This is a genomic window from Paenibacillus sp. RS8 (genome assembly GCF_041956825.1).
Taxonomy (GTDB): domain Bacteria; phylum Bacillota; class Bacilli; order Paenibacillales; family Paenibacillaceae; genus Paenibacillus_AQ.
In genome coordinates this window covers 1,038,512-1,052,451 of sequence record NZ_CP168131.1, presented here as the reverse complement: position 1 = coordinate 1,052,451, position 13,940 = coordinate 1,038,512, and the positions used below count along the sequence as shown (strand labels likewise).

Annotated in this window: 10 protein-coding genes; all 10 read left to right on the top strand. The window is 42.8% G+C overall.

Features of this window, described 5'->3' with window-relative positions:
• Positions 1–17 precede the first annotated feature (17 nt).
• The 10 genes from ACDZ28_RS06005 to ACDZ28_RS05960 all read left to right on the top strand — a co-directional run bounded on the left by ACDZ28_RS06005 (position 18) and on the right by ACDZ28_RS05960 (position 13,437).
• Positions 18–839, top strand: coding sequence for a flagellar hook-basal body protein (locus tag ACDZ28_RS06005; RefSeq protein WP_375104213.1), 822 nt, complete (start codon positions 18–20; stop codon positions 837–839).
• Between the two features lie 10 nt (positions 840–849).
• Positions 850–1,086: a DNA-directed RNA polymerase subunit beta gene (locus ACDZ28_RS06000; RefSeq protein WP_375104212.1), complete on the top strand. Its 237-nt coding sequence runs from the start codon at positions 850–852 to the stop codon at positions 1,084–1,086.
• A 256-nt stretch (positions 1,087–1,342) separates the two neighbouring features.
• Positions 1,343–1,765, top strand: a complete 423-nt coding sequence (fabZ, locus tag ACDZ28_RS05995) for a 3-hydroxyacyl-ACP dehydratase FabZ (protein ID WP_042192447.1) — start codon at positions 1,343–1,345, stop codon at positions 1,763–1,765.
• A 47-nt stretch (positions 1,766–1,812) separates the two neighbouring features.
• Positions 1,813–3,534 carry a phospho-sugar mutase gene (locus ACDZ28_RS05990; protein ID WP_375104211.1) on the top strand — a complete coding sequence of 574 codons (1,722 nt, stop codon included), beginning with the start codon at positions 1,813–1,815 and terminating at the stop codon, positions 3,532–3,534.
• Positions 3,535–3,668: 134 nt separating this feature from the next.
• Positions 3,669–5,705, top strand: coding sequence for a DUF5693 family protein (locus ACDZ28_RS05985; protein WP_076119046.1), 2,037 nt, complete (start codon positions 3,669–3,671; stop codon positions 5,703–5,705).
• Positions 5,681–6,817 carry a polysaccharide pyruvyl transferase CsaB gene (gene csaB, locus ACDZ28_RS05980; RefSeq protein ID WP_375105311.1) on the top strand — a complete coding sequence of 379 codons (1,137 nt, stop codon included), beginning with the start codon at positions 5,681–5,683 and terminating at the stop codon, positions 6,815–6,817. The genes ACDZ28_RS05985 and csaB overlap by 25 nt, the downstream gene beginning before the upstream one ends.
• Positions 6,818–6,823: 6 nt before the next feature.
• Entirely contained in the window at positions 6,824–7,579 is a 756-nt protein-coding gene (locus ACDZ28_RS05975; RefSeq protein WP_042131353.1) for a WecB/TagA/CpsF family glycosyltransferase, read from the top strand.
• Between the two features lie 116 nt (positions 7,580–7,695).
• Positions 7,696–8,823, top strand: coding sequence for a glycosyltransferase family 4 protein (locus ACDZ28_RS05970; protein ID WP_042131352.1), 1,128 nt, complete (start codon positions 7,696–7,698; stop codon positions 8,821–8,823).
• Positions 8,824–8,982: 159 nt separating this feature from the next.
• On the top strand, positions 8,983–12,939 hold the full coding sequence (locus ACDZ28_RS05965) for an S-layer homology domain-containing protein (RefSeq protein WP_375104210.1): 3,957 nt from the start codon (positions 8,983–8,985) through the stop codon (positions 12,937–12,939).
• A 156-nt stretch (positions 12,940–13,095) separates the two neighbouring features.
• Positions 13,096–13,437, top strand: a complete 342-nt coding sequence (locus ACDZ28_RS05960) for a hypothetical protein (protein ID WP_042131350.1) — start codon at positions 13,096–13,098, stop codon at positions 13,435–13,437.
• Positions 13,438–13,940 lie beyond the last annotated feature (503 nt).

The window sequence follows — 13,940 nt, the reverse complement described above, 5'->3', positions numbered from 1 at the left end:
TATAGGAGGTTTGATCTATGAACAACTCAACGATTAGTGCAGCAGTCTCCATGTCCAGCCTTCAGAAGCGGCTTGATATTATAGCGGATAATCTAGCCAATATGGATACAAATGGCTATAAGAGCAAGCAAGGCTCCTTTGAGGATGTGCTGACTCGTGTACAGCAGCAATCAGATGACTATGATCAGCCGGGCCGCGCTACACCGCTGGGTTTTAATATCGGTTTTGGGACTTATGTGCCTTCGATTACGACCAATTGGGAAGAAGGACCTCTTAAAGAAACCGGTAATCCAACCGATTTGGCGATTCAGGGTAATGGGCTTTTTGGAGTTCAGGTCAATGGAACTACAGCTTATACACGACAAGGTGACTTTCACTTTACTCCGGACACCACTGATGCAACGAAGATGGTCCTTGTAGATAATACGGGGAATCCGGTACTGAATACAGCAGGTAATCCTTTAACGGTTCCTGTGGGCGTGAATGCGGCTATCGATGAATCTGGTCGTGTATTAACGAAACAGACTGAGAATGGACCTGTTCAGGTAGCGGGTACTATAATGATTGTAGAACCTAAGACACAGAATGCTTTAAAGGCAGTGGACGGAAATTTCTATATGCTTGCCGATGGAGTAACAGCACAGCAGGCTTTTGTTCAAAGAGCGGCAGGTGAGGCTTCTGGAATTGGAGTGCGCTCAGGGTGGCTGGAGCAGTCGAATGTCGACATGACCACAGAAATGACAGAAATGATGCAGATTCAACGTACGTATCAACTCGCAGCTCGGGCGCTTTCTTCCAGTGATCAGATGCTAGGTCTGGCCAATAACATGCGCGGGTAGAGGTGAAGGAATGGAACGTAAGAAAAAGGTGAAGTCGGAAGACAAACCCGAAGCCAAGAAAGAGACGAAGCAGCGAGGATTATCAAAATGGACACTCATCCAGTGGATTCTTATTCCTTTGCTTCTCGTAGCTGCACTTGGAGGCGGGCTGGTCGTCGGTTACGTCGTCCTTGGCAAAAAAGAGTTTAGCGATGTTCTACAATGGAGCACATGGAGACATGTATATGATTTGGTTTTTGCTCCATAATTAAAGAGGATAATGACTCCCTTGTTGTATAAGGGAGTTTTCTTTTTTATACGGATAAATGTATAATGGTGGGGGGCCACGGGCAGCAAAAAGGGCCCTCTCCGCCATGCTGTCGCATCCGGTGGAGAAAGCCCCTTATCTTAACCTCCACTTCTGCAGGTGGTGAAGGATAGTTATAGTTTTTACCGAAGCTGCCTAAATTTATGCAGTTCGGCGAAGAATAAATGAAGTAACATCCGAAAGGAGTTTTGTTATAATGTTGGATATTAACCAAATTCAAGAAATCATCCCCCATCGGCCTCCATTTCTGCTGGTGGACAAAATCACAGAGATTGAAATGGGTAAACGAGCTGTAGGCATCAAAAATGTAACGATCAATGAACCTTTCTTCGCAGGTCATTTTCCAGGTTATCCGGTAATGCCGGGTGTATTGATTACAGAAGCGCTTGCCCAAGTTGGTGCAGTTGCTATTCTGGGGGTAGAAGCGAATCGCGGCCGAATTGGATTTTTAGCTGGGCTGGATGGATTCCGTTTCCGTGGTCAAGTCGTACCGGGAGATACGCTCACTCTTGAAGTGGAGATTACCCGTCTTAAGGGCAGTATTGGAAAAGGACAAGCTACTGCATCGGTTGAAGGAAAAGTTGTTGCCTCTGGGGAAATTATGTTTGCTCTGAGCTAATATTAATTAGCGAAAATATATTATACATGGAGAAGGAGAGATTCTAAATGACTCAATTAAGCCCAAAAGCGGCAGAAACCTTATCTCGCTGGCTGGAGAACGCCTCTGTCGATGAGGCTACGAAGGCGGAGTTGCGTGCGCTGGAGAACGAACCGCAGGAGCTTGAGGAACGATTTTATAGAGATCTAGAATTTGGTACAGGTGGTCTACGCGGTGTAATTGGTGCGGGTAGTAATCGTATCAATCGTTATACGGTAGGTAGAGCTACACAAGGTTTCGCTAATTATATTCTGGAAAAGCATACTGGAGAGGGAAGACCTTCTGTTGTTATCGCTCATGACTCCCGTCGATTCTCGCCAGAATTCACGCTTGAGGCTGCTCTAGTATTGGCTGCTAATGGCATTGAGGCTCATTTATTCACTTCTCTGCGTTCAACACCGCAACTCTCGTTCAGCGTGCGTCATTTGAAGGCAACGGGTGGTATTGTTATTACTGCAAGTCATAATCCGCCAGAATATAACGGGTATAAAGTTTATAATTCTGAAGGGGGACAGCTTGTTCCTGACGAAGCCGAAAAGGTCATTTCTTACATATTAGGGGTTGACACTTTTGATGGTGTGAAACGGATTTCCCAAGAAGAAGCGGAGCGCCAAGGTTTGCTGCACTGGCTTGGTGAGAAGGATGACGAAGCGTTTACCGATACTGTCGCTGCGGTTAGTCTTGCAAGTGAAGAGATTGCCTCCACGCTTGGAAAAGACTTCAAAATCGTATACACCCCGCTACATGGTACTGGTAATCTGCCAGTTCGTCGTGTGCTTGAGAAAATTGGGTTCACACAGGTGCATGTAGTACCTGAGCAAGAGCAACCAGATTCCGAATTTTCTACTGTGAAATCGCCGAACCCAGAGGAGCGCGAAGCCTTTACACTGGCTATGAAGCTGGGCGAAGAGTTGAATGCGGATCTCTTAATTGGTACGGATCCCGATGCAGACCGTATGGGTGCAGTGGTTCGCGACAATGAAGGTAAATTTGTTGTTTTGTCGGGCAATCAATCTGGAGCTCTGATGATTCATTATTATTTGAGCCGTTTACAGGAACAAGGTAAGTTGCCTAGCAATGGTGCAGTTGTGAAGACTATCGTGACGAGCGAGATGGGGGCTGCTGTAGCTTCTCATTATGGTGCAACTGTATTTAATACGCTAACGGGCTTCAAATATATTGGCGAAAAAATGACTCAATTCGAACAATCCGGAGATTACACATATCTTTTCGGTTATGAAGAAAGCTATGGTTATCTTGCAGGTAACTATGCTCGTGATAAGGACGCCGTTCTTGCGGCTATGTTGATCGCTGAAGCAGGTGCTTATTACAAAGCTCAAGGCAAAACATTATATGATGTTCTTCAGGAATTGTATGAGCAGTTCGGATACTTCTTGGAAAGCCTGGAGTCCCGTACCTTAAAGGGCAAGGATGGCGTTGCGCAAATTCAAGGTATTATGAATGATTGGCGTACGAATGCGCCACAAGAAATTGCCGGATCTGCCGTTACAGAAGTGCTGGATTATTCACTAGGCTTGAATGGTCTGCCGAAGGAAAATGTATTGAAATATTTGCTCGCTGACGGTTCATGGTTCTGCCTGCGTCCTTCCGGTACCGAACCAAAGATTAAAGTTTATTTTGCGGTTGTGGGTGAATCCTTGCAGAATGCTAAAGACAAGGTAGCTACACTATCCAAACAGGTTATGGCCCGTGTTGACGGGGAACAATAAAATAAGAATATAGAGCGCATTCTATATTGTGAAATTATATTTTTTACGTAGAAACGGGTACCGTCTCTAAAAGGATGACGATCCGTTTCTACTTTTGTAAAAAGAGTTTTAAAGTGAAAGAGGAGGTACTTTTGGTGCAGCAAAAATGGCAACGTTGGAATATTTCTTCCCGAAAGTGGCTGTGGATTATAGTTGTGGTTGGCGTTTTAGCTGCCCTGCCTGTTGTCTATGACCGTCTGCAGACGGAGAAGTCTTCCAAGACAGTGGAATTTGTATTTGATTATCGTGATTTAGTTGAAGTCGCCAGCTATCGTGCAAATCCGCAGAATTATATTTCTGAACAGTTAGATCGCCTAAAAGATGCTGGTGTTCAGAGCATGGCGATTTACGAAAGCACACTGGAAGATTACCGTAAGGCGCGTCGTCTAATGATGTGGGGTGCGGCTGATATCGCTAATCTTACGGATACAATCATTCCGGAGAATGAGAATTATACTTATGTTCTTTTTACTAATCCTGATTACTACCAGGCTCTGGCGCCTGTTATTAAAGAAGCATTCGGTAATCTTGGGATTACTTCAAAGGAATGGAGTTTCCGCGGACAACAAGGTCTTATTATTGAGACTCCAATAGAAGATGCTACACTGAAGCCACTTCAGCCAGATCCATTTACACTGGAGATGCTGCATGACAAAGGGTTCACCATTGTACCGCGTCTTGTGGATTCTTTGACTTATAATAAAGCAACAGTTGAGAAGCTGTTGGATCGTTATGAAGAATTGGGTGTAAAACGAATCCTATTCGAAGGAGAGTCCGTTAAAGGGTTTAATGATGATGCCGATACTGGCAGTATCACTGACTTTGCAAACCTCCTTAAAGAACGTGGAATCGGAATTGCAGCGATTGAAAATATTAAGAAACAGCAGAAGGGCTTTAACAAGCTTGCTTATTTGCTGGACTATAACGTAACACGGTTATATTCCCTTAGTGAAGGTGATTCTGCCTTAGATCCAAAAGTGATCTCGGATCGTTTCGCTTTGGCAACAAAGGATCGTAATATCCGCATGATTTATTTAAATACGATTCCTTCACGGAATACAGCTAAGGCACAGATAACAGATACGCTGGACAACCTTGTCACGAGTCTTAGTGATCCTGGTGGTGCCGTTGAGCAGATCAAAGACAATGGGTTTAAGTTAGGACAAGCTACGGCTTTTGAGGTTGTAGATTCGTCTTATCAGCGTTACTTCAAGCTAGTTGCAGTAGTTGGCGCAGTCTCGTTAGTGGCGCTGCTGATTTCTTACTTTATTCCTTGGCTTACGATCCCAGCATGGGTGCTAGGATTACTGGGAAGTGCAGGCCTGCTGGTCTTGAAACCAGAGCTGTTTGAGCAGGCACTGGCGCTAGCGGCCGCGATAAGTGCACCAACTCTTGCGGTTGTACTTGCCATTCGTAAGGTCAATGAAATGGGGCCTCCTCTACGGGGCAATAACCTTACCTATAAGGCTATGAGTCCGCAACGTCGGTTCACGCATAGTCTGGTGCTTTATCTGAAGACCTCATTAATTTCGTTGAGTGCTGTGCCATTCGTGATTGCACTGCTCAACAACATAACCTACAGTTTAGTGCTGGACCAGTTCCGTGGTGTTAGTCTACTGCACATGGCACCTATCGGCCTTGTGGCACTATATGTACTTTTATACCGTGGAGAGTTTGTTTTCAACAAAACAGGCAAGCTGCTTCGGACACCTATTACACTGGCTTGGGTTATTGCCGCTGCGGTTCTTGGGGTAGTGGGGATGTATTATTTGAGCCGAACTGGAAATGGTGGCAACGTAACACCTTTAGAAATGGCCTTCCGTACATTCCTAGAGAATACGGTCGGTGTCCGGCCACGTAACAAAGAATTTTTACTGGCTCACCCACTCTTAATTTTGGGTGCATTCCTAGCCTTTAGATACCGGAGTGCAGCATTTATTATGATTATTGCCGTAATCGGTCAGCTCTCCATGGTGGATACCTTTGCACATATTCATTCACCTGTTCTGATCTCGCTGGTTCGCGGATTGCTCGGTCTTGGTCTCGGACTGATCATTGGTATAATTGCCGTAATCGTATGGCAGATTGCAGAAGGGTGTTGGAAACGATGGTCGCCACTCCTAAAAAGATAGTTATCTCTGGTTACTATGGTTTTCGTAACAGTGGAGATGAGGCGGTATTGCAGTCTATACTGATTGCACTGCAGAAACAGTCTCAAGCTTTGGGTATATCCATTGAGCCTATCGTGCTATCCATTGATCCTGAGTGGACAAGCGCCACATATGGAGTGAAATCCGTACACCGGATGAAGCTTGTTGAAGTCCGCCAAGCTATTTATGAGAGCGCTGGTCTGATCAGTGGCGGGGGCAGCTTGCTGCAGGATGTAACAGGCAGTAAGAGTATTCCTTACTATTTAGGTATTATTAAGCTTGCGCAGTGGATGGGTAGACCAACTTTTATCTATGCTCAAGGTATCGGACCTGTGAATCGCAAACTTTTTCACCCGTTAATCAAATCCGTGTTTCGCAAATGTAACTATATATCTGTGCGGGATGAACAATCCCGCGAACTTCTCCTATCTATGGGACTAGAGCAGAAGAACATAGAAGTTGTTCCCGATCCGGTAATGGGCTTGTCTTTGCCAGAGGACACGGATGTTGCTACACGATCTTTAGAATTATCTGATTCACTTCCGGTGATTGGGATATCGGTACGTTTTTGGGAGCAAGACCGCAGAGAACTGGAGGCTCTTGCACAAGGCTTGATTAAGGCCAACCGTGAGGTTCCGTTACATTTGCGATTCCTCCCTTTTCACACCCCATCGGACAATGAGGCTTCACGTTATCTGATGGATAAGCTGAAGGGAAGTATAACCGAACATGGTGGGCAGGTCAGTATTTGTGAGGATGCTATTCACCCACAACAGATGCTACGGGAAGTGGGAGAATGCGATGTTCTGATCGGTATGCGACTTCATAGCTTGATATACGCGGCTGGAAGACGTGTTCCACTGATAGGTATTTCTTATGATCCGAAGATCGATCATTTTCTGGAAAGAATCCAGTGCCATCCTGTTGGAGCAACAAACGCACTTGATGCTGAACATGTTGCTGCCGAGATTGTCCATCTTTTGAACACAGGTCAGGAATGGAAAACAGAACGGAAAGATGTCATTTCCAAGTTGATTCAAGAAGCAGGGGCACCAGCTCGGCAAATTGTAGAATATTTTCACCATAAAGGATGATCTAAAGTGAAAGCAGAAAGCGCGGTACCTACAGTTCCTATTTTTGGGATTAGAGTCTCGAAAGTTGATATGGCAGCAACAGTTGCCTATTTGACGGAGGCTGTTCATACCCGTATCCCGCATCAAGTGATTACAGCAAATCCGATTATGGTTATGGCTGCACTGGAAGATCCAGCTTATATGGATATTATGAAATCGGCTGAATTGGTTGTCCCCGATGGGACGGGCGTTGTTTGGGCTGCTAATTATTGTAATGAGCCGGTATCAGAACGGGTAGCAGGTTATGATCTGTTACATGAATTGATGCGACAGGGTGAAAGATATAGTTGGAAGGTATATCTCCTTGGTTCTACGCCTGAAGTGATTCGGGAAACCGCTGAAAGGTTACAATTGCAATATCCGGGTGTTATTATTGCAGGATATCACGACGGATATTTTGGTCCGGAAGCAGATGAAGAAATTGTTGCTGGAATTGTTAAGGTTAATCCTGACTTACTATTTGTTGCCAGAGGTGCGGATAGTCAGGAACCATGGATTGCTAAATATAAATCCAAACTGGGTGTTCCTATCATGATGGGGGTCGGCGGCAGCTTTGACGTGATTTCTGGAAAGAGTAAAAGGGCACCAAAAGCCTTCCAAAAAATGAGAATAGAATGGTTGTACCGCCTCCTAAAAGAGCCTACTCGGTACAAACGAATGCTTGCACTGCCGAAATTCGCATTAAAAGTGGTGCGTGAGAAAGATAAAGTAACAAAAGTCTAGTAAAATGCCGATATTCACCTAGAAAATCAGATAAATAGCCTAAATAAAGGATTGGAATTTGTTTTTGTAACAGCGTATAATTCAATGCGGTAGAGAAATGGGGGTCGACTGATCAAATGTTAATCATATACATCGCTGGATTTATCGTATGCATGGGACTCGCACTTGGCCTCACACCTTTGGTGAAGAAATTCGCCATTAAGATTGGTGCAACAGATGTGCCGAATGCTCGTAAAGTGCACACGAAAATAATGCCCCGCCTTGGCGGATTAGCTATTTTTCTAGCGTTTGTGTTAGGCCTGCTTGCCGTATTGCCGATTATTCCATACGAGTTCACTCCGCGGGAGGTCAACTTCATTAAAGCGCTGCTGTGTGGCGGCGGACTGATTGTACTTATCGGGGCACTTGATGACCGATTTGAATTATCAGCAAAAGTGAAGCTACTGGGCCAAATTATCGCAGCATGTATCGTTGTTTTCGGCTTTGGTATTACTGTAGATTTTGTGAATATTCCATTTAACAATACGTATTCCTCACTGGAGAGCTGGATTGCTATCCCGCTTACGATTTTCTGGATTGTCGGTGTTACCAATGCCGTTAATCTGATTGACGGGCTGGACGGGCTTGCGGCTGGTGTATCAGGAATTGCTATTGCTACGATTGCGGCAATGGCTTTCGTAATGGGAAACACCATGGTTGCAATGTTGTGTCTGTTGCTTCTCGGTAGCATTATTGGATTCCTGTTCTTTAACTTCCATCCCGCTAAGATTTTCATGGGAGATACGGGTTCGCTTTTCTTAGGCTTTTGCTTAGCTTTACTAGCCTTGCTAGGATTTAAACAGATTGCTGTAGTTTCATTTATTACACCTTTGCTTATTATCGGTGTACCTTTGTCGGACACGTTCTTTGCGATCGTGCGACGTAAGCTGCAGAAGAAACCAATCTTCGCGCCAGATAAAGGGCATTTGCATCACTGTCTTCGCGAGCTTGGCTTCAGCCACCGTCAGACTGTACTTATTATTTATGGTATTGCTGCATTTTTCGGTATCCTAGCTGTCATTCAATCATCAGCAGCTCTATATGAAGCGAACTGGGTTACGTTCGTGGTCATCTGCATCATGCTATTCTTCCTGCAGATTGGTGCCGAAATCACAGGTTTGATCGGCAAGACTAAACGTCCGCTGATTGATTTCTTTCTAAGAATGCGTATGAAGGCTGATCCGGAAAGAGGCTCTAAGTCCTAAGCGACTAAGCAATTATTCTAAAATTTTCTATATCTAACAAAACTCATTCGATTTCGGATGAGTTTTTTGTTATTTTCCCTAAAAATATCACTACTTATGACCGATAAAGAACAAAGTGAAGGTTTACGAGAACTTATACTCAAAGGAGAGATATAACACATGCAACGCTTTAAGAGACCGTTCGTTTGGCTGATGCTGGCGGCTTTGATCGTTTCTATGTTCCCAGGTAAATACACGCCGATAGCGGCAGCGGCTACCACGAGCTCTACGACTTTCTTCAGTCCGGATGATCTCACATTACGTAATACCGTTTTGTTGAAGCAAGATGTGGTGCCAACAACAGCAACTCCAAATCCAGAGGGGCTAATTAGTCGTTCTAGTGTTTACAAAATAAGCAATCCTACCTTTTCAATTACAGGAACTTACTCACAGGTAACTTCATCAACAATGAAGGTTACTGTTGAGCAGCTTACTCAGGATAGCTCAAGCAAAAAATGGGTAACGGATTCGACTCGCTTGACTACAGGAACAGTTACAACAGATAACAATAGTCCGGACAATCGCTTTGTAGCGTCTGGTCTTGTTTTGTATACAGGCTTTAATAAGATTACTTTCTCTGGTATGCAAGGTAATCTTCAACGTTCAGAATCCTTCTATGTGCTATATGATCAAGTGCCTTATGTAACAGAATTAAAAGTATTGGGTGGACCTTCTGCGCTTAATTTAAACGAAGGAACACAGGTTGTTGTGCCGGTATCTACAGTTACTCTTCAAGGTAAAGTAGCGAATGCAACGAAAGTAAGTGTCTCCGTGAATGGCGGGACTGCATTACAGACCTCCTTGTTGGAAGATGGAACATTTTTTACACCTGCTTTAAATTTGAATCCGGGTTTAAGTACTCTAAAAATTGTGATTCAAAATGCCTCGGATTCTATAACCATAGACAGATCGGTTTATTTCTTTGATAAGGATCAACCGTTTGCTTCTTTGAACATCAATCATAATTCTGTAGATTATAATATTCTAAATGATAAAATACCTACATTAACTGCTGATCTTAGTCCTAGTGTTGCAGGTTTTACAGGACAAATATTGGTGCCTTACAACGTAGCTCCATTCAAAACAAGTGCTGTACTAACTCTTAATAAAGGTACTGCCAGTACTGAAAAAGTTGTTACGATAAAAAGCGTGGAAGAGGAATTAACTATTCCTGGTCCTGATGGCGTTACTCCAACGTACAAATTGGTTAAATTTACGACTGATACTAATCTAGATATTCTCCCAGGTGTAAATGACTTTAAGCTGTCCGTTGATTATGGCACCCATAGTAGTTCTCATATCTATTCTTATAAATTCTTAAAAGATGAGACTGTTATAACAGAAATGTACTATCTTCCTGGATATACAGGCTCAGGAGCTCTTACAAACATTTCAAAACTGCCACTAAATGGTCAACAGTTGGAGAGTGATACCTTTTATATTTTGGCAAAAACAAATAAAGCAACTTCAGCTGTTTTAACTGCTAACTATTTACCTTTGAGTAATAAACCGTTAAGTATATCTCCTGTTCCTGAGGCGGTTACTGGTACAAACGAATACGTTTATAAAATTACGGGTTTCTCTAACGGTCAGCAGAAAGTACAGTTCCGATACACAGGATCGGAGTCTTATTATAATGCTGATATTTCATATGTATCTAAAAACTATATTTATGTAAGTAATCTGCAGGACGGACAAACCTACGAATTCGATTCAAGTATCGATAGAACTCTAAATGTTAATGGTGAATATATTGGATTTGAGAATATCGAGAGTGCACAAGTACAGATTAATGGTATTGATAGTAATCAATTACCTGATACTAAAAATTCAGCGGGTGCAGTTATTGTAAATAAATTTGCACTTGGTGTAGTGAAAAATGGTTCAACTAGCGACAAGACGACCTTCAATTTCAACTTAGGAATTAGCCAGTCGGGTCCCTTGGTGTACGGTGAGAATAAAATCGTGTTTACAGGGGTCTCTAAAGATAGTACAGGAAATCAGCGGATTATTAAAAAAGAACTGAAACTTTACATCATTGATACCAATATATCTGGGGTGAAGCAGTTCCACCCAACCTTAGGGGATAATCGTCTACCTTTTACATCGACAACTCTTACTAATGAAGTAGAGCGTAATGCAATTCTTGCATTGCCATCTGAAGTTATTTATAAGGATGAGAAATATACAACAAGCAAAGATAAATTTGACTTGGTGCTACAAGGAAGCGGAGCTTCGACGTTAAATCTATATCAGGGTTCGACTCTGGTATTTACTTCAACAGGACAAGATAAGCTCCTAACAGACAATCCTGAAGGTCCTATTGGTCCAAAACGTTATCCTGATGAGTTGGCTGCAAATGGCCTGTACTATGAGTACATCGGAAGCGCTAAGAACTTTATCTTACGATTACGTGACATTAAATTTGATGCTCCAGGAAGTCAAGTTTATACACTTGAGCTTATTAATAAGACAGGGGCAAGAACTACACAGCGTCTAGAGGTAGTACGAGAGGTGGCTCCATATCGTCTTCTCTCACCTGTACCAACTGTAGGTAAACAAATCGTTGTTAACAAGAACTTTGTTCGTTTCGATATTGAAGCAGAAGGCGCGACTAAAGTAATTATTGGTAAAGATGAAGCCAAAAAACGCACAGATTTTCCGAATCAAGATCGTTTTACCTATGATTATGTAGGTTTGAAGGCAGACAAATCCACGCCAATTAAGATACAAATCGTCCGTGCTAACTCTACAATTAGCGATACTATAGATGTCTATTATGCCAGTGCGGTACAGATCGACACGCAGTATATGGCGGAGAAGGTAGCTACGAAGTATAGTGTTTTCAATAAAGCCCTGGAATTGAATTTCCCTAAAGGGACAATTATGAAGGGATTTACGAGCTCTGGTGCTGCGAAATATTATCCTAATACAAAATTATTGTTTGGTATCGCTGACCCCGCTGACGGTGTCGTTGAACGAAAGAATGACTACGGTAATATAATTAACGTCACTGGCAGCGATGACAGAACAGAAGGCGGAGGAGGCCAACTTGTGATCCCGCAGGATCTCGCTTTGCGCTTCACATCAACCGTCTCTACAAATAATTTTTCAAGAGTATCTGATATCTACTGGCTCAGTGGTGGTTTAGGAGAAGACGGTGTTAATATTGAAACCAATGGCGTTACTCCACATTTTGTGGACGCTAGCGGGAAGACGGGGTATTTTACGCAGTACAGTCAAACTCGTAAAATTGTACCTTCCCAACGTGGTGAATTGACGCTTACTTTTAACTCCAGCATTGTGGATGAAGTGGGGTCGACAATAACAGTATTCCGCTATACCGATGCTGGGAAATGGGAAAACATAGGTGGAGAAGTAGATACGAAGAAGCACACCATCACAGTTCCATTTGATGAGTTTGGTTACTACACTGTTATGAAGCTACGTCGTGGTTTTGTTGATATTACGAATCACCCATGGGGTAGAAATATTATGAATGGATTGTATTCTAAAGGTTTCATGACTAATCTTCGTGCAGATGCATTCGGCGCAGATGATTTAACAACACGTGGAGAATTCGCTACATTACTGGTGAAATCTCTGAGTATTCCTTTAAACTATGATGCCAATAAGCAAACTTTCTTCGATATTGTGCCACAAGCGGTTTCGGCTACCTGGGATTTCAAACATATTGAGACTGCTGCTAGGGCAGGTATTGTTACAGGACTAAGTGACGGCTTCTTTGGACCTGACCAAGCTTTAACACGTGAACAAGCGGCGGTAATGATCGCTAGGGCACTGAAGCTGAAGATGTCTTTGAATGACAGTAAACTCTTGGCAACCTTAAGTAAATCGTTTGTTGATACGAGTAATATGGATTTCTATTCACGCCCTGCCATTGAAGCTGTGTCCAAAGCTAAGATTATGGAAGGAAGCGCCGTGACGGTTACAGGACAGAAGAAACCCGTATATAACTTTAATCCAAAGGGTAAATTGACTAGAGCGGAGGCTGGAAAGATTACAGTTGCACTCTTGCAAAAGAGTACAAGCATCTTCCCGAAGAACTTTAACTAAAGCAAAAAAAATGTTCACCGGCCTGCGAAAAAATATTCGCAGACCGGTGTTTTAATGTAATGAGAGCAATTACCAAAGACATATATTTTGTATTCTTCTTAGATTTACGATACAATAACGTAGAAAATATTATTTTCTGAAAGGTGAAAGCCAACCATGAAACCGATTTTAGCAAAAGCACAGTTGGATTACATGAAAGCCAAGAATATGTTTGAGAATAGAGCAAAAGTGTTAGAAAAGGAAATTGCGGCTAAGCGGGCACTACAGGAGATTACACAGGAGGTTATGGAGGAGCTTGTGCAAGCTACAGGATTCCATGATTCTTACAATGAGCTTGTCGTTGCTGAGAACGCTCTGATCGAATGGTCTCATACTACAATTAAGCATGAAAAGAGCTACCGCGAGAATCGCGCAGCTATTGATGCAATGTACGACAATGTAAACTCAAGTCCTGAAAAGCGTCAGGAATTGATCCAGTTATCTATGAAGATTCGTTAGACCCTACTGTAATAGAAGCAAGCGCCGGCAACGGCGCTTTTTTGTTGCGTTCAGCATGATGCTATCTATAGAGCGGATCTCCGAGTGGTGACGGTAAGTAGTAGCCATCAGCTTACGAATCATCAAAGCAATGAACCAGGAGGCTAACCAAGAAAGGATATGTTTGATCGAACCTATAAGCGAAGGTTTTTAGGTTATAGCTTTAAGAGCTGAAGCTCAGAAGGGGAGCCGCCATATAAACAGCCTACGGTGAATGTGAGTAATCAGGTCTTTTCGCCCCTTTATACTCAAATTTTGTAGGAATGTTTAAATAAATGGCACTAGTGTTAATGATACTTAGTAAATATTGCATAATGACGTTTAGAAAACGACTATGGTATACTATTTTCCGTGGCAACCCATGATTAACAATAGTTAGTAGAACATACATATGTATCTTCTATTGGGATTGTACCGGAAAACAAAAAAAGAAAATATTTTTTTTGAGAAACCGCAACTTTTCC

Excerpts from the sequence above, each read along its gene's own strand:
- ACDZ28_RS05960 (WP_042131350.1), top strand. The coding sequence starts at position 13,096 with ATGAAACCGATTTTAGCAAAAGCACAGTTGGATTACATGAAAGCCAAG.
- ACDZ28_RS05965 (WP_375104210.1), top strand. The coding sequence starts at position 8,983 with ATGCAACGCTTTAAGAGACCGTTCGTTTGGCTGATGCTGGCGGCTTTG.
- ACDZ28_RS05970 (WP_042131352.1), top strand. The coding sequence starts at position 7,696 with ATGTTAATCATATACATCGCTGGATTTATCGTATGCATGGGACTCGCA.
- fabZ (WP_042192447.1), top strand. The coding sequence starts at position 1,343 with ATGTTGGATATTAACCAAATTCAAGAAATCATCCCCCATCGGCCTCCA.
- ACDZ28_RS05990 (WP_375104211.1), top strand. The coding sequence starts at position 1,813 with ATGACTCAATTAAGCCCAAAAGCGGCAGAAACCTTATCTCGCTGGCTG.
- ACDZ28_RS06005 (WP_375104213.1), top strand. The coding sequence starts at position 18 with ATGAACAACTCAACGATTAGTGCAGCAGTCTCCATGTCCAGCCTTCAG.
- csaB (WP_375105311.1), top strand. The coding sequence starts at position 5,681 with ATGGTCGCCACTCCTAAAAAGATAGTTATCTCTGGTTACTATGGTTTT.
- ACDZ28_RS06000 (WP_375104212.1), top strand. The coding sequence starts at position 850 with ATGGAACGTAAGAAAAAGGTGAAGTCGGAAGACAAACCCGAAGCCAAG.